Source organism: Corallococcus carmarthensis (assembly GCF_003611695.1).
GTDB classification, from domain to species: domain Bacteria; phylum Myxococcota; class Myxococcia; order Myxococcales; family Myxococcaceae; genus Corallococcus; species Corallococcus carmarthensis.
In genome coordinates, this window is sequence record NZ_RAWE01000001.1 from 55,104 (window position 1) to 78,300 (window position 23,197).

Below are 23,197 nucleotides of genomic sequence, written 5' to 3' on the forward strand. Positions count from 1 at the left end.
GGTCGAGGACCCCGACGGACACCGGCTGCGCCCGTTCGTGCTGGCTGAACGGCCACGCTGAACCATGGCCGGGCGCGGGTCCTCTGCGTCAAAGCAGCTCCGCGAGGCGAGCCCGGTCCACATCGACCTGGAGCTGGCGTGCAGCGATGGCCGCCGCACGACCCAGGACGCCGGTATAGGTGGGAAACGAGAGCGGAACGCGAGCCAGCTCATCCACTCTCATCCCTGCCGCGATGGCGATCGCCGCGGTCTGGACCAGGTCGACCGCACGCTCACCCACCACGTGGCAACCGAGGATCTTCCGCGTGGCGCGGTCGACGATGAGCTTGCAGAACCCGGTCGTCCGACCATCGATGAGGGTCCGCGTCGTCGAGTCGAAGCGCACGACGGCCACGACGATGTCGTGCGATTGACGTGCCTTCGCCTCGGTCAGGCCGGCTTGCGCGTACTCGGGATCGGTAAAGCTGCCCATCGGACACACCTCGTCCGTGACGGAGATCATGGGTGCCCGTGCCGCGTTGGAGCCCGCGACGAACCCGTCCTGCAACGCCTGGGGGACCAACATGAGGCGCCCCGTTACGTCTCCAGCGGCGAAGATGTGGGGCGCGGAGGTGCGCAGCTGAGCATCGACGCGCACGAAACCTCGCGAGTCGGTTTCGACGCCCGCGGCCGCGAGGTTGAGCGCGGCGGTGTCGGCCGTCCATCCCACGGCGACGACGACGAGCGCGGCCTCGGCGCTGTCCCGCACGCCGTCCCTGGAGAAGACCATCCGCACGCCGTCTGGCGCCGTTTCGAAGCGTTCAATGGTGCCGAAGGCCTCGCGCACCACCATGCCGGCCTGACGGAAGGACTCCGCGACGGCGGCGGACACGTCGTCGTCCTCGGTCGGCAGGATGCGTGCTTCCGCCTGGAAGAGCTGCACCCGCGTGCCGAAGTCCGTGAAGACCGACGCCACCTGGACTCCCGTCGCGCCACCGCCGACGACCACCATCGTCGGAGGAACGGAGGTCAGGCTCCACGCATCGCTGTGGGTCTTCGTGAGGTCGAATCCCGGGATGGGCAGGCGCCGGCTCACGCCGCCGGAGCAGAGGATGAACTTCTCCGCTCGAAACCGCGGCCCGCGCTGGGTCTCGAGGGTGTGGGGGTCCGCGAAGCTCGCAGTGCCGGCGTGCTCGTGCACGGTGACCCCCGCCGCGGCGATCTGCTCGCGCAGGGCAGCGTGAGTGCGAACGTCGCCGGTCACCTCGCGCACGCGCTCGAGCAGCCGCTGGTAGTCCAGCACGAGCTCGGTCACCGAGATGCCATAGCGCCCCAGTTGCCGGGCGTCGCGGAGCAACCGCGCCGCCTGCGCCAGCGTCCTCACCGGAACCGGTCCGTCGTGGGCCGCCATGCCGCCGAACTCGTCGCGGGTGACGAGGGCGGTCCGGGCGCCCAGGTCGCCAGCGCGGAGCGCCGCGAGCAGTCCCGCGGGTCCGGCTCCGACAACCACGACGTCCATGTCCGCGGAGCCGTTCATGTCCGGAGGTCCCCCAGCCACCGCAGCGCGCGCAGCCCGGGCATGAAGCAGTACTCGCCTCCGCGCGTGACCACGAACAGCGGAAGGCCCTGCAACCGCCTGGGGATGGGCCGCTTCGGAAAGGAGAAGACGCCTGTTCCGTCGTGAGCGCCGGCCAGGGGGTCCTTCGCCTCGCCCAGCCCGAGAAATTCACCGGCGTTGAGCCACTCCGCTTGCACGAACTCGAACTGCCGTCCGAGGTGCGCACCGATGAAGGCGAACATCAACCCTCGCTCGGCGCCATCGTCCTCGAGGACTCCGTCGGGCAGCTCGGGGCCGTAGGCGGTTCCGCGCCGGATCATCCGGTGGAGCCTGACCACGCCAGCGACGGACGCGTCGCGGGGGTTCGCTCGCCGGATGTGCGACGCGGGAGGCGTCTTGTATCCGGTCGGGTCATCTGAATAGTGGAAGTCATTGTTGCGTGACGCATCGGCGCCAAGGCCGGGAGCGTCGTGGTGGGGGCACAGCGCCAGCGGCGCGCCGCTCCGCCATCTCCCCATCATCTTCGCTGCCAGGACCTCCTCGTCCTCCGTGCTGCTCGCGGCGTTCTTCAGGTACTGCCTGAACGCGGCCACCCGCTGATGAAGCTTGCGGAAGGCGACGTACGTTCCATTGCGCCCCAGGACGTCAGGCTGGGGCATCGGGGACACGCCGCCCGTCTCATCGGGGTAGCCGAGGACGAATTCGCCGGACCTGAGCGGCGCCTCATGGGGATTGCTCCCTGGAATGCCGCTCCCCTCGACGGCCGGATGGCTGATGCCATCCTTGAACCCGAACGGCTCCTTGCCCGTGCTCAGGGCGTGGCAGTCCTGACGCCAGATCGCCTCCACGCCGCCAAGCTCTCGCAGGGCCGCATGCGCGCGAGCCAGCGCGGCTTCGAGCCGGACTTGATCCGGCGAAAGCGCCGTCAACACGACGTGGACATCGCTCGTTCCCAGCGGCGGTTCCCAGTGTTCGGGGCTGCTCTCGCCGTCGTCGCCCAGCGCCTTCGCCCGGGCGGCCATGCCCTGCCGGAACTCCCACGCGAAGCTGTCCAGGGAGTCCTCGGGCACACCCAGTGCCTCGAGCCCGTGGTACGTGAGCGCGACGCTGAGCCCGCAGTCCGCAATAGGGCTGTTCGGATGGGCGGCCGCGGTCACCGCCGAGCCGAGCCGCCGCATCAGCTCGCGTCCCGCGCTCCGGTCGTCGATGCGCAGGAGGATGTAGGTCGCGACGTACGGAGACGGACGGGGTCGCAGCACTCCGCTCTGGATGTCGTCCAGTTCGAGCATCTCAATGGGCCGTGGCAAGGTTCTTCCAGAAGCGCACGAGACTCTCGTCCGCCCCGAACAAGGTGCTGAAGATGGTGGAGTCCGCAACCAGCACATCGCCGGCCCTGCCGTCGCCGGGCGGCATCCACACCAGCGCATTGAACTCGGTGTTTCCCGCGTTCGTGAACGGATGGGGCCGCGTCTGGTCGATGGGCTGCTTCGCCAGGACGCGAGCCGAACGGGAGTCCTCCGGGGTGACCGCGTAGTGCGGCAGGTGCATGTGGAAGTTGAAGTTCTGGACCCCGGTGAGCCAGCCGCGCGTATCCAGGTCCGCCATCACCGTCAAAGGGACGCTCCGGTTCGTTCCTTGGACAACGGCGGGGCGGAGGCCCCAGCGGTTCTCGACAGGGATTCCCAGTCCCTTCATCAACGAGCGGGTATAGCCGCCGAAGCGTTGCTGACGTGGGACCAGTGCGTCGCCGTGGTGGGCGTATTCCAGGGCCCGCTCGTCCAGGTCCGGCGAGTGCCCGACGTCGTGGTGGGGGCCCATGACCAGACAGGTGCCTTCGCGCTTCAAGAATGCGCGGACCGCTTCGATCTCCTCCGGGGCTGCCACCTGTCCGGTGACATCGTGGTCCAGACCGAAGACGAGCAGCGTGTCCGCATCCGCGAGCACCCGCTCGTCGAGCGGCAGGGGGAAGCCCGCCTGGTCGACCCGCTGGAACATGGGGACCGCGTGCCCGGTGACCTCTTCGATGACCTGCTGGAACTTCACCCACGCCCAGAAGAAGAGCTCCAGGGAGCCCGAGATTCCCTGCTGGAACCTCAGCGGGTCCGCCCACTGCGGGGACTCGTAGCCGGGCCAGAGCACCCGGCGAACCTCGGTCATCGTCGAGAACCGGTTGTCCATCTCGGCGGGGTTGCGATTGGCTTCTCCGGGGTAGCTCCAGGACGTGTAGACGCTGACCCGCCGATGGTCCCTCGAGTATTTCCTCGGCGAGTGGTTCTGGTTGTACGTCCGCCCGGATGGCGCGCTCATGACAGTCCCCTACTGCATCTGCTCGAGCATCTCGGTGAACGAGGCCTTGAGCTTCAGGGCCTTCTTGATCTCATCGCTCGTGAAATACGGATACTCGCCGTATTCGAGAAAGCTGGTGCACTGGTGGTCCCGGATGAACTTGACGAACGCGGCTGCGTTGGTCTTCCAGTCCATGGGAAACCCCTCGAGGTTCTCGAAGGCGGTGTTGATTCCGGACTTCGTGAAGAGAACGACCGCGTCCTCGGTGTATTTGTCGAAGTCGGTGTCGAAGATGCCCTGATACATGAACCGGGTGTCGTCATCGAAGAGCACCCAGCGGAGGTAGTGGAGCTTGAGCGGCGCGAGGAGGTCAGGGGCTCCCTTGAGCGCTTCGGCCAGGCTCTGGCCGTAGCCGCGCAGCGTATCGGCGCGCCCCGGCTTGACGTTGGCGACGATCGTGAAGCCATAACAGGCGGGGGTCTTCGGGAAGATGGGACCGTACTTCCCCTTCTCGAGGTGATCCGTCGACCTGGGTATCGCCATGGCCTGAGGTTTGATCTCCATCGCCAGTCTCCCTGTGCTCGTGCACTTCAAGCTCGGGGTGGAGTGCCTCACCTGCAAGCACGCCATGGCCTTCGAGCGGAAGAGCACAGGCTGTCCCGTCGTCCCAGCACGCAGGGCCGCGAAGGCATGTCGCGACCGGCAGCACCCGCTCCGGTGCGAGGAACGCCATGCGCCCCCACCGGGCAGCGGAGGGGGCGGTGGCTCAAACCCCCGTCAGCCGACGTACGCCGCGAGGTGCTTGCCGGTCAGCGTTGATGGCGCCGCGACCAGCCTGGCCGGGGTTCCTTCGAACACGATCCGTCCGCCGTCATGGCCCGCGCCCGGCCCCAGGTCGATGAGCCAGTCCGCGTGCGCCATGACCGCCTGATGGTGCTCGATCACGATGACCGACTTGCCGGCGTCGACCAGCCGGTCCAGCAGCCCGAGCAACTGCTCGACGTCAGCCAGGTGCAGGCCGGTGGTCGGCTCATCGAGCACGTAGACGCCACCGTCCTCGCCCATGTGCGTCGCGAGCTTCAGCCGCTGCCGCTCGCCCCCCGACAGCGTGGTGAGTGGCTGGCCGAGCCGCAGGTAGCCAATGCCGACGTCCGCCATGCGCTTCAGGATCGCGTGCGCGGCCGGTGTCTTCGCCTCGCCGGCGCCGAAGAAGGTGACCGCGTCCGCGACGGGCAGGTCGAGCACCTCGGCGATGTTGAGCCCGCCCAGCCGGTAGTCCAGCACCGCCGCCTGGAAGCGCCGGCCCTCGCAGTCCTCGCAGACCGTGGTGACGCCGGCCATCATCGCCAGGTCGGTGTAGATGACCCCTGCGCCGTTGCAGGTGGGGCAGGCGCCCTCGGAGTTGGCGCTGAACAGGGCAGGCTTCACGCCGTTGGCCTTCGCGAACGCCTTGCGGATGGGCTCCAGCAGGCCGGTGTATGTCGCCGGGTTGCTCCGCCGCGAACCCCGGATCGCGCTCTGGTCCACCGTCACCACCCCGTCGCGGCCCGACACCGAGCCGTGGATGAGCGAGCTCTTTCCCGACCCGGCCACGCCCGTCACGACCACCAGCACGCCGAGCGGGATGTCGACATCGACCTTCCGCAGGTTGTGGGCGCTGGCGCCGCGCACCTTCAGGGTTCCCGACGGCTTGCGCACCGTCGGCTTCAACGTGGCCCGGTAGCCCAGGTGCCGCCCGGTGAGCGTGCCGCTGGCCCTCAGCCCGGCGAGGGTGCCCTCGAACACGACCTCGCCACCGGCGGTGCCTGCGCCGGGGCCCAGGTCGACGATGTGGTCCGCGATCTCGATGGCCTCCGGCTTGTGCTCGACGACCAGCACGGTGTTTCCCTTGTCGCGCAGCCGCAGCAGCAGGCCGTTCATCCGCTGGATGTCGTGCGGGTGCAGCCCGACCGTCGGTTCGTCGAACACGTAGGTCACGTCGGTGAGCGACGACCCGAGGTGACGGATCATCTGGGTGCGCTGGGCCTCCCCGCCCGACAGCGTCCCCGCTGGCCGGTCGAGGCTGAGATAGCCCAGTCCAATCTCCACGAACGAGTCGAGCGTATGCCGCAGCGTCGTGAGCAGCGGCGCGACGGACGGCTCGTTCAGGTCGCGCAACCACACGGCCAGGTCGTTGATCTGCATCGCACAGGCGTCAGCGATGTTGATGCCCTTGATCTTGGAGGACCGGGCGGCCTCGCTGAGCCGGGTGCCACCACACTCGGGACAGGCGGTGAACGTCACCGCCCGCTCCACGAAGGCGCGGATGTGCGGCTGCATCGCTTCGACGTCCTTGGACAGGAACGACTTCTGGATGCGCGGGATGAGGCCCTCGTAGGTGAGGTTCATCTTCTCGATCTTCAGCTTGGTCGGTTCCTTGTAGAGGAAGTCCTGGCGCTCCTTCTTGGTGTAGTCACGGATCGGCTTGTTCGGGTCGAGGAAGCCAGACTCCGAAAAGATGCGGACGTACCAGCCGTCAGCCGTGTAGCCGGGGATGGTGAGCGCCCCCTCGTTGAGGGACTTGCTGTCGTCGTACAGCTGCGACAGGTCGATGTCGGTCACCGAGCCCATGCCCTCGCACCGTGGGCACATGCCGCCGGTGACCGTGAACTCGCGCTTCTCGGTCTTGCCCGCGTCCTTGCCCTTCTCGATCGAAATCTGACCGACCCCGCGAACGGATGGGACGTTGAAGGAGAAGGCATTGGACGAACCGATGTGCGGCTTGCCGAGGCGGCTGAACAGCACCCGCAGCATCGCGTTGGCGTCGGTCGCGGTGCCGACCGTCGAGCGGGAGTTGGCGCCCATCCGCTCCTGGTCGACGATGATGGCGGTCGTCAGCCCTTCCAGGACGTCGACCTCCGGCCGTCCCAGCGAGGGCATGAACCCCTGCACGAACGCGCTGTAGGTCTCGTTGATCAACCGCTGCGACTCCGCCGCGATGGTGCCGAACACCAGCGACGACTTGCCCGACCCCGAGACGCCGGTGAACACCGTCAGGCGCCGCTTGGGAATCTCCACGCTCACGTCCTTCAGGTTGTTCTCACGGGCACCCCGGACGCGAATCAGGTCGTGGCTGTCGGAGGGGTGCTGGCGGGAGGAGGGCAGGGGCTTGGTCATGGCGGTCAGCGTATGACTTGACGGGTATATGAAGCAATGGGTATATGACCCGCATGGAATCATCGTTCGCGATCATCGCGGAGCCAAACCGCCGGAGCATCCTCAGTCTCCTGGCGGCGTCGGAGTGCTCCGTCGGCGAGCTTGAGCGCCAGCTGCGGATGCCCCAGACCTCCGTGTCCAAGCATCTGCGCGTGCTGCGCGAGGCCGGCTTCGTGGAGTCGCGCGTCGAAGCCCAGCGGCGCGTCTACCGGCTCCGGCCCGAACCGCTCATGGAAGTCGACGCCTGGTTGACGCCGTTCCGGCGCTTCTGGACGGCCCACGTCGATGCGCTCGAACGCCACCTCGACCGGATGGACGCAACACCCGAGACACCCACGAAAGGAAAGAAGCGATGAGCCACCGTGCGAAGTACACGCCCGGCCCCGCGGCGGGAGCCAGGATCCAGAAGGAAGGGGACAAGTGGACGCTCGTGCTCGTCCGCGACCTGCGCCATCCCCCCGCGAAGGTCTGGGAGGCCATCACGGACCCCGAGCATCTGCGCGAATGGGCGCCGTTCGACCCTGACCGGAACCTCAGCGCCGTGGGCACCGTGAAGCTGTCGACCGTGGGCACGCCGACGCCGCAGGTCGCCGAGTCCCAGGTGAAGCGGGCGGAGGCGCCAAGGCTGCTCGAATACGGCTGGGGTGGGAACGACATGCGCTGGGAGCTGGAGCCGCTGGGAAGCGGCGGCACCCGGCTCACGCTCTGGCACAACATCCACCGTGGCTTCATCTCGATGGGCGCCGCGGGCTGGCACATCTGCTTCGACGTGCTGGAGGGGCTGCTCTCTGGCGACCCCCTGGGCCGCATCGTCGGCCCCGAGGTCATGAAGTTCGACGGCTGGCAGCGCTTGAACGCCGAGTACGCGAAGCAGTTCGGCGTCGAGCCCGCCGGTTTGCCCTCCAACCCCCGGACCTGAACATGCCCCGCTCCAAAGGACTCATCATCGGCTTCTGGCTCGCCACCGCGCTGTTCTGTTTCGAGATTGGCTTCACCGCCTACGCGCAGCTGAGCCTGAAGGAAGCGGCGGAGGGGTTCACCCACCTCGGCTTCCCCGGCTACTTCCGGGTGGAGCTCGCCTTGGCCAAGATCCTGGGCGTGGTGGTGCTGCTTGCGCCGGTGTCGGCGCGGCTCAAGGAGTGGGCCTACGCGGGCTTCGCCTTCAACCTGGTCTCCGCGCTCATTGCCCACTTTGCGGTGGGGGATGGCCCGGAGGCGTGGGGCTTCGCGGCGGTCACGAGCGTGCTCTGGGTGATCTCGTATGTCCTCTGGCACCAGCTGCAGGCCCGCCCGCTGACTCATTCGCTCGAGGCCGCCCATGGGTAGCAATGATCAAGCGACCGGGAAGGCCGCTTCCCGGCTCATCGACCAGCGGATTGTCGACCTGGGCGATTGGCGCGGGGAGACCCTGGCCCGCATGCGGGCGCTCATCCTGGAAGCCGACCCCGGGATGACCGAGGAGTGGAAGTGGATGGGCACCCCGGTCTGGTCTCACGGCGGGATTGTCTGCACCGGGGAGTCGTACAAGAAGGCCGTGAAGCTCACGTTCGCGAAAGGAGCGATGCTCCCGGACCCGTCAGGCCTCTTCAATTCCAGCCTGGAGGGCAACACGCGAAGGGCCATTGACCTCCACGAAGGGGTGAAGGTGGACGCGCGCGCGTTCAAGGCGCTCGTGAAGGCCGCGGTGGCCCTGAACAGCCTGCCGGCGAAGAAACCCCGCCCGGCCACGAAGTCTCCGGCGAAGCCCGCTGCGCCCAAGTCGAAGACCGTGCGGAAGAAGAACTCCGGCTCCTGATCCTCAGCGAAGGGGGACGCCGGGAACGCATGAGTCGTAGAGCGCCAGTGAGACCTTCGAGGTCTTCCTTGCGCGCAGCCAGGTCACGCCGTGAAGCTCGAAGTCCACCGCGCAGACGACGATGGGCCTTCGCCGGGCGACGTCCTCGAGGCGGCGGAGTACGGCGGACAGCATTTCGCCGTTGAAGGGGGAGTACAGAAAGAACACCGAGCCATCGAGCTCGGTGTCGGCGGCGTTGGCGTGAACGAACGAGACGAGGGGAAGGGCCAGCTCGGCGCAGCGTGCCCTCGCGAGGTGGACAAGAGGCTCTTGAAGCTCCACGCCCTGCGCTCGCGCCCCGGACAAGAGGTGCGCGAGGATCACCACGCGACCCAGCCCTGAGCCCAGATCGACGAACGCGTCGTCGCGCCGGAGCGGTACCTCGGACACCATCGCCAGAATTTCGTCCACGCCGCTCGGCAGATAGGGCACCGCTCCGCGTGGGAGGTTCGCGATGTCTGGCGGCGGCTCATCGAACCCGAGCAGCTCGTCGAGCCAGACGTCCCGCTCGAGCGAGGGGATCGAGAGAAGGAGCTCGGAGAGCGCGGCCCCTCGCAGCGCGCCGGACTCGATGTCGGCGCGCGCCATCCGAAGCCGTTTGTCGTGAATGCTTTCGCTCCTGACGGGGGTTTGCTGGCGACAGCGTACGCCCATCCCCTTCGTACCTCCCACCGCCAGGCCCGGTTCTCCCGGAGTGCGTCTCGATGGGACGCAGAATTCGCGGGTTTCGTCGCGCCATGACGCGGCCGGGCTGGGGTGAGGACCTGCCCCGGGGCAATCCTTGGTGGCGTGTTAATTGCTCCAGGCCTCCTGCGCTCACGCACCGCGGAGTGTCATTGGCTCCGCTCGGTGCCGCGCCAGAGGACCAAGATGCCACTATGTCTGACCTGTGCACGCGACTACTTCGGGACCTACTGCCCGAGCTGCCACGCCCCTTCGCCCCTCTACTCCAAGGGGGGACCGAAGAAGGTTTCTCCCTCCGGCAACGAGCTGATGGCCGCGCAGGTGAATGCGTGGCTCGCCCAGGAGCAGGAGGGCATCCGTTGGAGCCGGGTCTTCTGGCGCAACAGCGTGCATGAGCTCATCCGGGAGAAGCTCACCCATCATCGGTGGAGCATCGAGCGGTTCGAGAACCTGGTGACCTACGGCAGCGCCGAGCGTGTCCGTCAACTGGGGCAGGGGGGGATGTTCTTCGGGGACCCGCTCGAATGGGACCTGGGCATCGCGAGCTGTGGCGTCACGGCGAACCAACTCGCGCTGGCCGTGCTGGGACGCGCGGAGGGCAACGCCCTGGTGAACGCGGCGACCGCGGCCCTGCGGATGGCCAACCAGGAGGAGGTTGTCACGCAGGGAGGAATCACTTCGGGCGGTGGCATCGACAACCTCGAGAATGCGCTCTCCGTGGCCGGGCGGAGACTCGCCATCGTCAACTTCGGCCCGAGCCACCGCCTGCTGCTTGAGAAGGGGCCCTGCTCCGCGGTCGAGCTGCTCCAGAGCTGGTACGATCCGCAGCCAGGTCATGGCTACACGTTCGCGCGGTGGTTTCGCTCCGCCGACTCCCGGCTCCGTCACACCGTTGGAGGTTTCATCATGCTCCTGCGGGTCGCGCTCACGGAGGGACACGCTCAGCGAGCTGCCGCCACGAAAGAGCTGTTTGCTCCGGTCGGCAGCAACTTCAACGAGGTGCTGAACTCCAATGTGCGGCCGACCTTCTCGATTCGCGATGTCCAGTTCCAGCAGCTCAAGACCTCCCTCACGAACTTCTGCAACCAACCTGCGTCCATCTTCGGGTGAGGAGCGCATCGCACCTGCACAGCGGGAACGCCCAGGGAAGGCCGCGATGAGTGATGGACGGGAGACCCAGGAGGCGCGGCGCCTCGCGGAGCTCGGTCTGCGTCCTGGCGAAGCGGTCTTCAACGCCGGTCGCGACGACGTGCTGGTGATTCAGCGCCGGGATGGAGACGTCGTCCGGCTTGACCTGGACCTCGTCGACTTCGAGCGCGCCGACTCGGGGCTCGACCTGCTCGAAGTGGCCCGGACGTCGCTCGACACGACGCGGCTGGAGACGCGCTCTGCGAGGCCCTCGTCCACGCGTGCTTCGCCCACCACTGCGCCTCGCCTCAATGCATGGAGACAGTGTCCGCTGGCGGGAATGGTCAAACCTCGGGCCATGGGGTGGAGTGCCGTCCATGTCCGTTCCCCCTGCGTGGCATCGCTGGAGTTCCGCCGCTGGCTTGATCTGGCCCTTCGGGCTCCCGCACTTCTTTCCGCTGCTGGGGGTCTACATGCTGATGTTCAACAAGCAGTTCCCCCAAGGGATGGCTCTGGGGTTCGCCGTCACCGGCCTCTTCCTGGGCCTCGTTCAATGCTTCTGGCGTGGCTTCAAGGCGCTGTTGGTCACCCCAGTCTTCTTCGTCCTGGCATATGCGCCCATTCCGCTGGCCCTGACCCTGGTGGAGTCGCGCATGTCCTTCGGTTCGCTGGCGATATTCGCCGTGCCCTGGTCCTGCGGCGTCATCCTGCTGGGCCAGTGGGTGCTCGACCGTTGGTGGGCGGGCCCTGCCCCGACGACTCCGCCGCGTCGCCGCTACAACACCGCTCGTTTCTGAGCGCGCGCTATGCTGGTCGCCACTTCCCATGGCCTCCTCCCGGAAATCTCCTGGCTTCGTCTCCAGCTACGTGCTGCCTGCGCTGTTGCTCTTTGCCCTGCCGCTGTTCGGGTTCTGGTTCTCCGGTCATGCCTCCGACCGCTTCGACGCGCAGGTGCTCGAAGTCGTCGAGAAGCAGATCGGCCGGGACACGGAGATGACCGCGGCGGACCGTCAGGAGGCGCTCTCCTTCTACCGCGCGGTCCCCGCGTCGGTGGCATGCCTGAGCGACCGCGAGGAGTTGACGGGCTACCGCGACAACCTGGGCGAGGCGTGCTCGGACGTGAAGCAGTTCGGGTGGGCGCATACGGCCGCCTGGATCCTGCTGGCGCTCGGGCTTGCCTCCACGGTGGTCGCGCTCCTGTGCGTCCTGGCCGCGTTCATCTCACGCCCCTTCCAGTACGGCGGCTTCCTGGTGGGCTGGCACGTGCTCCGCATCACCAGCGCGCTCCAGGTGCTGGGGCAGGGCGCCCTGCTCGTGTGGCTCTCCTACTGGGTGACCGCGCTGTGGTTGGAGCGCTACTCCCCGAAGCTCATCCTCCTCATGGCCATCGCGGCCGGACTCGCCGTGATCGTGGTGGTCATGGCCATCTTCCGCCGTCCGCCCACGGACTTCGACGTGGAGGCGGAAGAAGTCCCCGAGGCGCGCGCGCCGGAGCTGTGGGCCTGCGTGCGCCGGCTGTGCGAGCGGCTCCAGACGTCGCCGCCCGACCACATCCTCGCGGGCATCGACACCAACTTCTTCGTCACCGAGCATGAGGTGCGCGTGGGCGGGCGCATGCTCTCCGGCCGTACGCTCTTCGTGAGTGTGTCCCTGCTGCGCCTGCTGGAGCGCTCCGAAGCGGAGGCGGTGCTGGCGCACGAGATGGGGCACCTCCTGGGCGGAGACACGGGGCACAGCAAGCGGCTGGCGCCCATGCTGTCGCACTTCGGCCACTACCTGCAGGCGCTGTACGAAGGAGGCCTGACGCGTCCTGTCTTCTATTTCATGCAGGCCTACCGCGGGCTGTTCGAGCTGTCGCTGGGCCGCAGCCGGCGCGCCAGCGAGCTCGCGGCGGACCGGCTGGCGGCGGGTGTGACGTCGGGGCAGGACATCGCCCGCTCCCTGGTGAAGGTGGGCGCGTACGCGGGCTTCCGCGATCGCGTGGAGGCGAAGCTCTTCGCCCAGGATGAGCAGCACCAGTCGGTGGCCATTGCGCGGCGGGTCGCGCACGGCTTCTCCGAGTATGCGCAGTCCGAGGCGGTGCACGACGACCTGCAGCGTGCCGTGACGCCCCATCCGTTCGACTCCCATCCGCCCCTGGCCGCGCGCATGCAGAACGTGGGCGTCCAGCTCAAGCCCGCGGACATGGCGCAGGTGCTCCTGGAGCCCGTGACGTCCTCATGGGTGGAGGCCTTCGTGGACGCCGAGGCCATCGAGGCAAGGCTGTGGGGCGTCTACGAGGAGCGCTTCGCCCAGGCCCATGACCTGGCGCTGGCCTGCCGTTACGAACCGTCCACGGACGCGGAGCGGCAGCACGTGGAGAAGCACTTCCCGCCGCTCACCTTCGAGGGCAAGGAGGCAGGCTTCGAGGTGCGGATGGACTACGCACAGGTGAGCTGCACGGAGTGGGAGCAGCCCGTCCCGTTCGACCGGGTTGCTTCCGCCGCCACCGCCGACCGCATGTTCAAGAAGTACCTGGACCTGAAGGTCACCGGGGAGAGCCGCTTCAAGAACGGGCGCTCCCTCTGCCTGAGCAAGCTGAAGGATCCGGATGCGGCGCTGGCGGCCTTCGAGCGCTTCCTGGGACGGCACAGGTTCATGAAGGCGCACCGCTCGGATTCGCAGGCCGCTTGAGGGGGGAGTTCCGCTCGCTGGCGTCACGGCGTCGGCAAGCCGGGACCTGGAGCCCGCTGCACCCTGGCCAGACTCCCTGATGACTGGCGTCATGCTCCTGGTGACCGCAGTCACCGGCTGGGCGCATGGAGCGCGTGCCCCGGCGCCCCCCATCCCTGAGAGATCCACGGGTTACGGGGACGCACCGGGCTGGCATCCGCGCTGCAATGAGACAGCGCAACGATGTCCCGAACCCGGTGACCCCATGATCCTCGCCAAGCCCTCGGCCCTCTCCTCTTCCGCGCTGCGCCCGAACGCTGCTCCGTCCGCTTCCGTCAACCCGAGGCAGTTGCTGTCGGCGGGGCCTGTTCAGGACGTGGGGGCCGGGAGCCTCCAGGGCATCCGGGGCGGGCCCGCGCGGGGCTTCAGCCCGGTGGATTCGTTCGAGCCCGCGATCATCAACCGGCGGCAGCCCCGCACGCAGGAGGCTCAGCCGGCTGCCGCGGCTCCCCAGTCCTCCGGTTCTGGCGTCCCGAGCGCCAACGACAAGCGGCCGGCCGGGGACAACCGCTCCGCGGCGCAGATCGTCGATGACTCGCCCGTGCTGAAGAAGCTGGGCCGCCAGAAGGACATCAAGTTCGAGCAGCTGTGCAAGCAGACGGGGGTCGACCCCAAGCTCGACCTGAAGGACCCGAAGCAGAACGCCGACGGCGTCTACCGGCTGACCAAGGTGCTGGAGTTCATCGACAGCGCCAAGGCCTCCACCGGCGGGGACCGGTCGAGCAAGGTCCAGGGCGGCCAGGGCGACGGCAACATCGAGGGCATCACCAAGGATGGCGATGCGCGCCACGGCACCGAGGCCGGCATGCTCAAGGACTTCGCCGAGAAGGGGTACTCCTTCCTGGGCGAGCACCAGCTGCCGACCACGAAGGACACCCACGTCAAGGCGGACGGGAGCAACAAGGACAACTTCCAGTGGGCCGCGGGCGAGGCGGGCAAGGCCCTGTGGTTCGTGCCGGGACTCAGCAACGTCCTGACGGGGGTCGGCAACTCGGAGGGTGGCTTCAAGGGCGTCCTCGAGGGCGCCGCGACCGGCTACTTCAACACCTTGAAGGGCGCCGCGGAGGGCGTCATCGGGTCCATCACGAAGGGCCGCGCCAACCCGGCCTCCATGCTCTTCGGAGCCGCCATGGGCGCGCTGGGGAGCACCGAAGCCGCTCCGCAGCCGGTGAAGGACATCGCCAACCTGTTCTGAGCCAGGGAGGCGGCCCTCCATCCGGCGGAGCCGCCGGGCAGCGTGTCCTCGGCAATCCAGGCCGCCCTGAGGTGGCGCGTGCCCGGGTCGTAGCGCACCAGTCAGACGTGGCGGTTCGCGGTGTCCACGGTGTGCACGAACAGCTCCGTCCTGCCGTTGGCGTCGAGGTCTCCGGCCTGCGGGTAGGCGTCGCGCTGGCTCATCGTCCAGCCGCCCGGAAGGGTGTTCTGGAGGATGCCGTCCGCCTTGATGCCATGCGTGGCCGGGTCGTAGCGCAGCACGCCGACGTAGCGGTCTCCCGCGTACATACTGCGCACGATGAGCTCCGATTAGGCATTGGCACTGTTCAGGGCCGGGCGAAGCCGCGCAGGAGCGCTGCGAGCGCCGCGGGTTGATCCTCGGGCAGGATGTGGGCGGCGCCGGAGAGGCGCGCGGTCGCGAGATGGTCGCACAGCGGCGCGATCTGCCGCGCGAGTGCGTCGCCGACAACGCCCCCGGCGATCGCGAGCGCCGGGACGCTCAGGCGCTCGACCTGCGCAAGGCGCCGTGCGTTTTCGGGGAGCGCGCGGTAGTGCGCAAAGGCGCAGCGGAGCGAGTCCCGGCCGCGGTAGGCCTCGAGGAATGCGGCGCGCGCCTCGGCGGGAAGGCCTCGCTTCGTGCCAATGGCGAAGAAGTGGTCGAGGTACGCCTCCTCGTGGCCCGAGATGACCTCCTCCGGCATGCCGGGGATCGCGTGGAACGCGAACCACCACGGCGGACGGAACGCCTCCGCGCCAGGCAGCCCACCGAGGAGCGCCTCCATGACGACGAGCTTCTTCACGCGCGCGGGATGGCGCGCGGCGGTGAGGAACGCGATCGGCGCGCCGAGATCGAGGCCGATGACGACCGCAGGCTCCTTCGTGTGCGCGTCGAGCACGGCGAGCGTGTCGGCGACGAGCGTGTCGAGGTCGTAACCCGACGCCGCCCGCGTCGTCGCGCCGAGGCCCCGGAGGTCCGGTGCGATGACGTGGTGCTCGCTGGCGAGCTCTCGCATCACGTTCCTCCACACGAACCAGGTGTGCGGAAATCCGTGAAGGAAGAGGAGCGGCGGACCCCTGCCGGCCGATGCGACGTGGATCGCGATCCCGTTGGCCTCGACGACGTCATGAAGGAAGTCGTTCATGGGAACCACCTTGTGCCCGCGGATCGCTGGTATCAAGAGGATACCAGGAGGCGTCCAGGGGACTTGGATGGGACCAAGGCACCTGGAGGAAACCACGATGGCCGCACGCAAACCGGGAGGCCCCTTCGTCGCGACGTGCCCGACGCGTGAGCTGCTCGACCAGCTCGCTGACAAGTGGTCGGTGCTGCTCCTGCTCGCGCTCTCCGACGGACCGGTGCGCTTCAATGCGCTGAAGCGCAAGGTGGAAGGCATCACGCAGAAGATGCTCGGCCAGACGCTGCGCCGCCTCGAACGCAATGGCCTTGTCGAGCGCCGCGTCTTCGCGACGGTCCCCGTCACGGTGGAATACGAGGTGACGCCGCTGGGCCGCTCTCTCTACGGCATCGTTGACGCAATCCGGAACTGGTCGATCGACCACATTGGCGTCGTCCAGAAGGCACGCGAGCGCTTTGACTCGGCCCGCGACCGCGAGCAGGACGCCACGGGCGGAGCTCGACCGATGCGCGGCAGGGGGCGATGACAGCTGTCCTGGCCCTGGTGACCGCAGTCACCAGCGCGCTGGCTGCTCCCGCGAGGTGCCTCCCGCCAACTGCTTGAAACCACAGGCGGGCTTTGGCCACACCGTTCGACATGGGGACGGCATGTCGGATGCAGTAGGGCAGAGCATCGACGTACCGCTCTCCTTCGCCGCACCTTCTGAGGTTCCTCCCATGTCCCGTCGCATTGGTTCGTCCCTCTCCCGCTCCGCGACCCTCCCGTCCTCGTCGGTGTCTTCGCCCAAGCCTCCGGCGCGCGCGTCGACGCTCCCCGCTTCGAAGCCCACCGCGACGGCCACGAAGCCCACGGCGAACGCACCGGCGGCCACGGAGTCCAAGCCGCTGAAGCACGCGGGTGCCCCTGAGGGTGCGCCCTCCTACAGCCCCTGGGAGATGAGCACGGGCCAGGCGTCGGACGTGTCGGTGAGCGGCGGTGACAACAAGCTCACGGCGCCCCCGGCCGCGAAGCAGACGATGTTCATCGACAAGCCGGGCAGCCCCTTCCAGAAGGACACCTTCGGTGGCGGCAGGCTGAGCGGCAACGTGGGCTCGATGCAGGCCTCCACCACCAGCCACAGCGGCGGTGGCGTGCACCACTACTCGGCCCAGGCCGAGGTGCAGGGGCCCAACGCCGCCTTCGAGCTCCAGAAGACGCACGCGGGCCGGCTGGGCGTGTCGAGCGCCCAGCTCACCGGCGAGGCCAACACCTTCAAGGCGCAGGCCCAGGCCGGTGTGTCGGCTGACACGAACTCGCACGCCTACACCGCCGCGTTGACGGCCAAGGCGGAGACGGGCGTGGGCGTCACGGCGAGCGCGAGCCACGACTTCAACCGGCACGTGGGGGGATACGTGAAGGGCGAGGCGAAGGCCTCCGCCTCCGCCTTCGCCGAGGGCGTGGCCACCGTGGATCCGAAGACGGCCACGGCGATGGTCTCCGGGAACGTGGGCGCGGCCGCCACGGCGGGCGCGTACGCCACGGCGGGCGGTCATGTGGGCCGGGTGCACGGCTCGGTCACCGCGGGCGCGGTGGCGGGCGCGGCGGCCCAGGCGGGCGGCAAGTTCGGCCTGGAGAATGGCTTCCTCAAGCACTCCGCGGACGTGAACACCGCGGTGGGCGTGGGCACCCACGTGAAGTCGGACGTGGCGGTCGACCTGCGCCACCACATCAAGCCGGGCATCGCGTCGGGCCTGCGCCCCGCCCTTGGGTCCGCCATGAGCGTGCCCGCGCCCGCGATCGCCATCGAGCCCGAGAAGTCGGGCGTCGAGAAGTTCTTCGCCAAGGCCTTCCACAGGTCGTGACACGCCCCGGGTGGCGGTTTCCATTCCCGCCAGTCAGGGCTTCAAGCCGGAGCCGCGCGCCCCGGCCCTTCCAACGGTGACCGGAACAGGGAGGCCGCGAGGATTCCTGTCGCCATGTACCACCCCAGGATGGGGCCCGCCCCCGCTCCCATCACGGGTACCGGGAAGTTGCCGAGTGCCGTCACGCCGAGCGTCGCCGCGATGTAGACGACGAGGCTGGCGGAGAGGGCCCCTCCGTGGCCCTCCCTGGCCCGCCCTCGTGCGGTGCCAAGCGCTGCTGGCACCAGGAGGAGCGCAAGCGCCACGACGCCCGCGACGCCGAGCGCGGGCGACAGCGACGTGGCCAGATGCACGATGCGCTCGACGTGGGGCACCGCGGCGAGCGGGTCTGGCTGGAGCCATGAGGCGAGGCCGATGACGAGCACTCCGGCGCAGCTGAAAGCGCGCTGGAGCCAGTGCGCCGAATGCCCGCGGGCGAGCAGGGTGCTTGCCGCCAATGCGAACGCGGTGCCCTGGCCTGCGTCGGGCTGCACCGCATGAACCGCCGACAACCCCAGGGCCAGGACGGCGGCGACGGCGAAGCGCTGGCGCAGGGCGACACTCATCCCCAGCAACACCCAGGGAACGGCGATGGTGGAGGCATGCAGGCGTATGGGCCCCAGCACCATCCATCGATGAACCCCATCGAGTCCCGGGAAGAGGAGCGTCGAAGCGGTGAGCAGCACCGCGATGAACGCGAGGGGGACGGAGGCTCGCAGGAGGGTCCTGCCCGGAAGGCGTCCCACCCTGGCCGCCACGCCGGCCCCCAGTGCCGCCGTCACCGCATTGACGGCGAAAGCGGTGACGGGCACGCCACTTCGCCATGCGACGAAGGCGCCCAGGAGGATTGCGGGCAGTGGCAGCAGCACGAACCCCTGTGGCGAAGCACCTGGCGTCTCGGTGGGCGTCATGGGACGCGCATCGTACGGAGTTCAGTCCCGCGCCGTCTTGAACGACTTGCCGGTGGCCTGCATGCCATTCCCCCGACGAGGGCCGACATGCACTTCATCCGGGACGCGGGCTAGCTACAGGGCGCGCCACAGACGCCAGCGCCACGGGCCTGACATGCCGCCGTGTTGATGCAGAACAGGCCATCCCCCGTGCAGCAGCCGAGCAAACGCGAGGGTTCGTCCGAGGTCTCGTCCGGAACCGCGCTGCTGGGGGCAGTGGACACGAGCACGGCTTCTTCATTCGCCACGACTTCATTCGGGGCGAGCTGAGAGGAAGAGGGGACAGCCATTCCCACCACGAAGGCAAAACTCAGGGCGACTCCGGAAACGAGCTTCCGCAGCATCTGGGGCTCCTTGGTTTGAGAGGCATCAGGGATGGTACTCCCCGTGCGCCTTCAATCCAAGACGCCACAGTGAAAGTGATTCTGCACCTGGTGCAGCGAATTGGACCGGCACGGCCAGCCACAAGTTGCCGGGGAGCTCCGGTCAGCCATGACGCAGCGACCCGCTCCCGGGCCGTCACTGGCGATCAGGTCAGTCCGCGACGCTGGCGAGCCCAGGTCTCGAAGCTCATCAGCGAAAGGCCGTAGGACCGCGAGATCTCAGGTCGTGCCAGCACCGGGGCGACGTTCATGAACGTCAGGCCGTGCGCCACGCTGGGATGCAGGCCGGCCGCGACAGCCTCTTCGATCGTGCCGGACTGGACGACGTACTCCTTGCCATCGATGCGCGAGAGGAGCTCAACGGCCTGCGGAAGCGTGAGCAGGTCACCCGCCAGTTGCAGCGTCACCCCGTTGAACTTCGCGGGGTCGTTGATCGCCGCCGCGGCGGCCTTGCCAACGTCCTCCGGCGCGATCATCGCGACAGGCTTGTCGGTCCTGATGACCGTGACCAGCCGGCGCCCGTCGACGAAGCTGGCGGGGTCCAGCATCGGTTGATCCATGAAGGTGGCGGGCAGGATGAGGGTCCAGTGCTTGAAGCCCGCGTTGCGTACGAGGTCGCAGGTGGCGAGCTTGTTCTCCCAGTACTCCTCGTGCGACTTCCAGCGCCCCTCCGCCCAGCCCTCGACGTCGCGGTGGTCGCCAACGCCGGACGTCGCGGTGTGCACGAACGTCCCGACGCCCTGGGCAAGCGCGGCCTCGACGAGGTTCCTCCCTTGCTGGCGCTCCTTGCTGAAGTCGACACCCGTCGCGGACATGATCGGTGACTGCATCGAGAAGACCGCCCGCGCCCCGGCGCAGGCGGCGCGCAACGAGGCCGGATCATCAAGGTCCCCGACGACCACCTCGGCGCCAGCCGCCGCCAGGGCCCTGGCTTTGGGTGCCTCCGGATCGCGCACCAGCACGCGCACCCGCGTGCTGCCATCGGCCAGCAGCGCCCGGGCGGTGGCGCCGCCCTGACGCCCCGTGGCGGCGGTGACGAGAACGGGATCGTGACTGCTCATGGGCAGCTCCTTGCGTAAGTGGGGGACCCCACCGTTTCGCTCTTCTTAAACAGGGGGGCCCTCCGTTTGTCAAGGCGTGGGCGGGTGAGTAGAAGAGGTCCGTGGAGCATGTGAAGCCGTTGCGAGCGGACGGGCGACGCAACCGGGAGCGGATTGTCGCGGTCGCCGCGGAACTGGTCGGCAGGGATGGCGCGCAGGCGTCGCTCGAGGAGATCGCGCGGCGAGCGGGCGTCGGCTCGGCGACCCTGCACCGGCACTTCCCGTCGCGGCAGGCGCTGTTGGAGGCCATCTTCCGGGATGGTGTCGCGCAGCTCTGTGAGCGGGCCGCGGCGCAACCGGGCAGGGATCCCGCCGCCGAGCTGGCGGACTGGCTCGAGGAGCTGACGGGCTACACCGCGGCCAACCGCGGGCTTGCCGCCGCGCTGCTGACCGGCCCGGATGGCCTCTCGGCCGAGGAAATCTGCTGCACCGACATGTTGCTTGGCGTGTTGAAGACCCTGGTGACACGGGCGTCATCGGCGGGCGCGATTCACGCCGGCGCCACCCCGGAGGACCTGATGATGTTGGCGAACGCGATCGCCGTCGCCAACGAAGACGATCCGCTCACCGCCCGCCGGGTGCTGCGCCTCGCGCTCACCGGCATCCGTCCGTGAACGCGGCAAGATCGCCTCCCCCACCGTTGCCGGTGCCGCGAGGCCATCCCGCAGAGCCGCGCTGTCGTCAGGGGGCGTCGGGCTGCCGGACCGAGTACTCGGTGCCCGAGCGGAAGGGGACCGTCATCGACGCGAAACCGTTGCGCGGATCACGCACCCAGGTGACGTAGTCGCGGTAGTCGGCCTTGAAGACGCCGACGTTGTCCGTCACCACCACTGCGCCCGGACGCAGGGCCGGGGTGACGAGCTTCAGCACATCGAGGGCCCGCAGGGGGAACCCATCGTTGAGCATGAAGTCCACCTCGCCGAGGTCCGCCCGCAGCGTCTGCATCGCGTCGCCGACGCGAATCTCGGCGAAGGACGCGAGCCCCGCCTCCTCCAGGTTCGCCTGCGCGCGCCGCGCCTTCTCCGGCAAGAGCTCGGTGCCGATGACGCGGCCGCCGCCGTTGTCGCGCACCGCCGCCGCCAGCCACAGCGTCGAGACGCCAAAGGACGTGCCGAACTCGACGATCGTCCTGGCTCGGAGCGCTCGCGCCGTCAGGTAGCAGAAGGCGCCCTGGGCCTGCTCGATCGCGAGGTACTTGTCGGCGAAGGCGACCTCCGCGCCTGGAACGTCGACGGGGCGGCCCAGGAGCATTCGCGGCAGCTTCGGCAGGAATTGGAGGAGGACGCCCGGTACCTGCCGGTCGGCCTCGCCGTGGAGGCGCCGCAGCACGGCGCGCACCCGTTCGTCGGGCAGGACGTCAAAGGAGTTGGACTTCATGGTTGGCCTCGGGTCAATGACACACAGCTAGCGCTGAACACCGGAGAATCCCTTCCGCCCTGGGGACCAGTAGGCGACGTTGGTGACCTGTTTCGCGGAGACGCCTTCCCGCCGTACCGCCTTGTAGAGGCGCTGGATTGACGACGCCTTCCCGGTGAGGACGCATCGCGTCTGAGGCGCGGAGCGAAGCGCGCTCGTGAGGCCGTTCTCGATGTGCTCGAGGTGACGCTCCTCTGGCTCACGCGGGGTGAGCGTCACACCGTCCGTGACGCCGATCCGCTCGAGCACGATGCGCGAGGCCTCCACGGATTCCACCTCGAACAAGAACGCAACCCCTTGCATGCACTCTGGCGTCGCTCGAAGCGCGGCCGCGGTGCCGAACGAGGTCTCGTCACCGAAGAAGACCATCGGCCGGGTGATGGCGTTGAGATCCAACGCTGAACGCGGGCCAACGAAGAAGAGCGGCTCTCCAGCAGTCGCCAAAGCGAGCCAGTCCGACGCGATGCCGTGGCCGTGGACGTAACCGAGGAACGTGGTGGTGCCGGTGCGCGGATCGAAGGAGAGCGGTGTGTACGCGCGCCCGGCCAGGCCCGCGAAGCCAAGCTGGATCATGTCGCCGGGTGTCCAGCGGCGGTCTTCGAGGTCTTCTCCGACAAGCGTCACGAGGCGGAACGCATCGCCCACGGGCTCCACTTCGCGAACGCTCGCGCGGCGGGACACGAGGCGATGGAACATGGACTCGACGACGCCCGAAGGCGCGGTGGACGGCGAGGGCATGGAAAAGCACATACCAACCGGCGCCGCTGGCCGCATTGCGCAACCCGGACAAAAAGTTTATCAAAACGGCCATGGCGGCGAAGCGGCGGAATTCGAAAGCGGCACGGCTCCCGCAGGCGACGGGCTGGACCATTCGCGGAGACCTCAAGCTGACGAGTGAGCCCCCTGGCACGGTGGCCTCGCTCGATTCGCTCGCGAACCGGTTCGTGTTGGAGTCGCGCGGGCGCTTGAAGACCGGGGTCGCACGGCCGGCGAATGCAATCGGGCTCAGCATGGCGAGCGGCGGGCTGGAGAGCGAGATGCATGCGCACCGCGAATCGCAGCTCCTGTACCTGGTGCGCGGAGAGCTGACCTGTGAGGCGTCGAGCGCCCTCTGGATCGTGCCGCCGCAATCCGCGCTGTGGATCCCCGGCTCGGTGACGCATCGGATCCGCGCGCGGGCGCCGCTCGAGGGCTACGCCGTCTTCGTCGATCCCGGAGAGGCACCGAACCTCCCGCTGGATTGCCGGGCGGTGTCGGTGACGCCGCTCTTCCGTGAGCTCCTGCTTCGCCTGACGACGCGCCCCGCGCTCTACGACCTCGAAGGACCGGATGCGCGCCTGATGCGCGTGCTCCTCGACGAGCTCGCGACGGTCTCCATCGAGAAGCACCGTCTGCCGATGCCGAACGACCCCCGGCTCCGTCGTCTGGTGGATGCGATGACCGCCCATCCTGCGAGCCGCGCGACGACGAAGACGTGGGCAAAGCGAATCGGTGTCGGTGAGCGCACCTTGAACCGTGTGCTGGTCGAGGAGACGGGCTTGAGCTTCGGCCGCTGGCGCCAGCAGCTCCACATCATCCTCGCCATCCAGAAGCTCTCACGCGGCGCGGCCGTGCAAAGCGTGGCGCTGGACCTGGGCTACGAGAGCGCGAGCAGCTTCGTGACCATGTTTCGCAAGGCGCTCGGGGCGTCGCCCGCGCGGTACATGGCCAGCCGTCTGGCCATGCCCGCTTGACCCGCGAT

General features: G+C 68.4%; 25 protein-coding genes. 13 read left to right on the forward strand and 12 right to left on the reverse strand.

All coding sequences use genetic code 11. The features are described from left to right. Positions 1-88: 88 nt before the first annotated feature. The 5 genes from D7X32_RS00220 to D7X32_RS00240 all read right to left on the reverse strand — a co-directional run bounded on the left by D7X32_RS00220 (position 89) and on the right by D7X32_RS00240 (position 6,979). Positions 89-1,516 (reverse strand): dihydrolipoyl dehydrogenase family protein, encoded by a 1,428-nt coding sequence (locus D7X32_RS00220; protein WP_120600455.1) that lies wholly within the window; start codon positions 1,514-1,516, stop codon positions 89-91. Continuing rightward, complete coding sequence (locus D7X32_RS00225; protein ID WP_244238773.1) at positions 1,513-2,844, reverse strand: Dyp-type peroxidase; 1,332 nt, start codon at positions 2,842-2,844, stop codon at positions 1,513-1,515. Before D7X32_RS00225 ends, D7X32_RS00220 begins: the two co-directional genes overlap by 4 nt. Then, on the reverse strand, positions 2,828-3,844 hold the full coding sequence (locus tag D7X32_RS00230; RefSeq protein ID WP_171446075.1) for a hypothetical protein: 1,017 nt from the start codon (positions 3,842-3,844) through the stop codon (positions 2,828-2,830). Before D7X32_RS00230 ends, D7X32_RS00225 begins: the two co-directional genes overlap by 17 nt. Before the next feature lie 9 nt (positions 3,845-3,853). Continuing rightward, complete coding sequence (locus tag D7X32_RS00235) at positions 3,854-4,366, reverse strand: hypothetical protein (RefSeq protein WP_244238774.1); 513 nt, start codon at positions 4,364-4,366, stop codon at positions 3,854-3,856. 234 nt (positions 4,367-4,600) lie between these two features. After that, the gene (locus D7X32_RS00240; protein ID WP_120600459.1) at positions 4,601-6,979 is read right to left on the reverse strand and encodes an ATP-binding cassette domain-containing protein; all 2,379 of its coding nucleotides are present in this window, start codon (positions 6,977-6,979) and stop codon (positions 4,601-4,603) included. Between the two features lie 53 nt (positions 6,980-7,032). Here D7X32_RS00240 and D7X32_RS00245 point away from each other — a divergent pair, with 53 nt between their 5' ends. The 4 genes from D7X32_RS00245 to D7X32_RS00260 are packed head-to-tail and all read left to right on the forward strand — an operon-like array spanning position 7,033 to position 8,813. Then, entirely contained in the window at positions 7,033-7,374 is a 342-nt protein-coding gene (locus tag D7X32_RS00245; protein WP_120600528.1) for an ArsR/SmtB family transcription factor, read from the forward strand. Continuing rightward, positions 7,371-7,937, forward strand: coding sequence for an SRPBCC family protein (locus D7X32_RS00250; RefSeq protein WP_120600460.1), 567 nt, complete (start codon positions 7,371-7,373; stop codon positions 7,935-7,937). Before D7X32_RS00245 ends, D7X32_RS00250 begins: the two co-directional genes overlap by 4 nt. 2 nt (positions 7,938-7,939) lie before the next feature. Next, positions 7,940-8,344: a DoxX family protein gene (locus D7X32_RS00255; protein ID WP_120600461.1), complete on the forward strand. Its 405-nt coding sequence runs from the start codon at positions 7,940-7,942 to the stop codon at positions 8,342-8,344. Continuing rightward, the gene (locus tag D7X32_RS00260) at positions 8,337-8,813 is read left to right on the forward strand and encodes a DUF1801 domain-containing protein (RefSeq protein WP_120600462.1); all 477 of its coding nucleotides are present in this window, start codon (positions 8,337-8,339) and stop codon (positions 8,811-8,813) included. Before D7X32_RS00255 ends, D7X32_RS00260 begins: the two co-directional genes overlap by 8 nt. 3 nt (positions 8,814-8,816) lie before the next feature. On the opposite strand, the gene D7X32_RS00265 is transcribed toward D7X32_RS00260, so the two are convergent. After that, on the reverse strand, positions 8,817-9,440 hold the full coding sequence (locus D7X32_RS00265; protein WP_158625545.1) for a class I SAM-dependent methyltransferase: 624 nt from the start codon (positions 9,438-9,440) through the stop codon (positions 8,817-8,819). A gap of 282 nt (positions 9,441-9,722) precedes the next feature. Here D7X32_RS00265 and D7X32_RS00270 point away from each other — a divergent pair, with 282 nt between their 5' ends. The 4 genes from D7X32_RS00270 to D7X32_RS00285 all read left to right on the forward strand — a co-directional run bounded on the left by D7X32_RS00270 (position 9,723) and on the right by D7X32_RS00285 (position 14,571). After that, a complete protein-coding gene (locus D7X32_RS00270) occupies positions 9,723-10,646 on the forward strand; it encodes a hypothetical protein (protein WP_147449949.1) in 924 nt (307 codons plus the stop codon). Between the two features lie 491 nt (positions 10,647-11,137). Next, a complete protein-coding gene (locus D7X32_RS00275) occupies positions 11,138-11,461 on the forward strand; it encodes a hypothetical protein (RefSeq protein ID WP_147449950.1) in 324 nt (107 codons plus the stop codon). A gap of 28 nt (positions 11,462-11,489) precedes the next feature. Continuing rightward, the gene (locus tag D7X32_RS00280; RefSeq protein WP_120600466.1) at positions 11,490-13,337 is read left to right on the forward strand and encodes a M48 family metallopeptidase; all 1,848 of its coding nucleotides are present in this window, start codon (positions 11,490-11,492) and stop codon (positions 13,335-13,337) included. A gap of 244 nt (positions 13,338-13,581) precedes the next feature. Beyond that, the gene (locus D7X32_RS00285; RefSeq protein ID WP_120600467.1) at positions 13,582-14,571 is read left to right on the forward strand and encodes a hypothetical protein; all 990 of its coding nucleotides are present in this window, start codon (positions 13,582-13,584) and stop codon (positions 14,569-14,571) included. 101 nt (positions 14,572-14,672) lie between these two features. On the opposite strand, the gene D7X32_RS00290 is transcribed toward D7X32_RS00285, so the two are convergent. Beyond that, the gene (locus D7X32_RS00290) at positions 14,673-14,888 is read right to left on the reverse strand and encodes a hypothetical protein (protein ID WP_147449951.1); all 216 of its coding nucleotides are present in this window, start codon (positions 14,886-14,888) and stop codon (positions 14,673-14,675) included. A gap of 29 nt (positions 14,889-14,917) precedes the next feature. Then, positions 14,918-15,733 carry an alpha/beta fold hydrolase gene (locus D7X32_RS00295; protein ID WP_120600469.1) on the reverse strand — a complete coding sequence of 272 codons (816 nt, stop codon included), beginning with the start codon at positions 15,731-15,733 and terminating at the stop codon, positions 14,918-14,920. Between the two features lie 97 nt (positions 15,734-15,830). Here D7X32_RS00295 and D7X32_RS00300 point away from each other — a divergent pair, with 97 nt between their 5' ends. Both D7X32_RS00300 and D7X32_RS00305 read left to right on the forward strand, forming a co-directional pair. Next, positions 15,831-16,253, forward strand: a complete 423-nt coding sequence (locus tag D7X32_RS00300) for a winged helix-turn-helix transcriptional regulator (RefSeq protein WP_120600470.1) — start codon at positions 15,831-15,833, stop codon at positions 16,251-16,253. 190 nt (positions 16,254-16,443) lie between these two features. Further along, positions 16,444-17,568, forward strand: coding sequence for a hypothetical protein (locus D7X32_RS00305; RefSeq protein ID WP_120600471.1), 1,125 nt, complete (start codon positions 16,444-16,446; stop codon positions 17,566-17,568). A 41-nt stretch (positions 17,569-17,609) separates the two neighbouring features. Here D7X32_RS00305 and D7X32_RS00310 read toward each other — a convergent pair whose 3' ends face one another. Further along, on the reverse strand, positions 17,610-18,518 hold the full coding sequence (locus D7X32_RS00310; protein ID WP_120600472.1) for a hypothetical protein: 909 nt from the start codon (positions 18,516-18,518) through the stop codon (positions 17,610-17,612). A 568-nt stretch (positions 18,519-19,086) separates the two neighbouring features. After that, positions 19,087-20,001 (reverse strand): NmrA family NAD(P)-binding protein, encoded by a 915-nt coding sequence (locus D7X32_RS00315; protein WP_120600473.1) that lies wholly within the window; start codon positions 19,999-20,001, stop codon positions 19,087-19,089. 101 nt (positions 20,002-20,102) lie between these two features. On the opposite strand from D7X32_RS00315, the gene D7X32_RS00320 reads away from it, so the two are divergent. Continuing rightward, complete coding sequence (locus D7X32_RS00320) at positions 20,103-20,654, forward strand: TetR/AcrR family transcriptional regulator (protein ID WP_120600474.1); 552 nt, start codon at positions 20,103-20,105, stop codon at positions 20,652-20,654. A gap of 67 nt (positions 20,655-20,721) precedes the next feature. Here the strand turns inward: D7X32_RS00320 and D7X32_RS00325 are convergent, their stop codons facing one another. Together D7X32_RS00325 and D7X32_RS00330 are read right to left on the reverse strand one after the other, a co-directional pair. After that, positions 20,722-21,417, reverse strand: a complete 696-nt coding sequence (locus D7X32_RS00325; RefSeq protein WP_120600475.1) for an O-methyltransferase — start codon at positions 21,415-21,417, stop codon at positions 20,722-20,724. 27 nt (positions 21,418-21,444) lie between these two features. After that, positions 21,445-22,152, reverse strand: a complete 708-nt coding sequence (locus tag D7X32_RS00330; RefSeq protein WP_147449952.1) for a siderophore-interacting protein — start codon at positions 22,150-22,152, stop codon at positions 21,445-21,447. On the opposite strand from D7X32_RS00330, the gene D7X32_RS44795 reads away from it, so the two are divergent. Both D7X32_RS44795 and D7X32_RS00335 read left to right on the forward strand, forming a co-directional pair. Next, on the forward strand, positions 22,151-22,354 hold the full coding sequence (locus D7X32_RS44795; RefSeq protein ID WP_147449953.1) for a hypothetical protein: 204 nt from the start codon (positions 22,151-22,153) through the stop codon (positions 22,352-22,354). The two genes, D7X32_RS00330 and D7X32_RS44795, sit on opposite strands and share 2 nt — an antisense overlap. A 13-nt stretch (positions 22,355-22,367) precedes the next feature. Continuing rightward, complete coding sequence (locus tag D7X32_RS00335) at positions 22,368-23,189, forward strand: AraC family transcriptional regulator (protein ID WP_244238776.1); 822 nt, start codon at positions 22,368-22,370, stop codon at positions 23,187-23,189. The last annotated feature ends 8 nt before the right edge of the window (positions 23,190-23,197 follow it).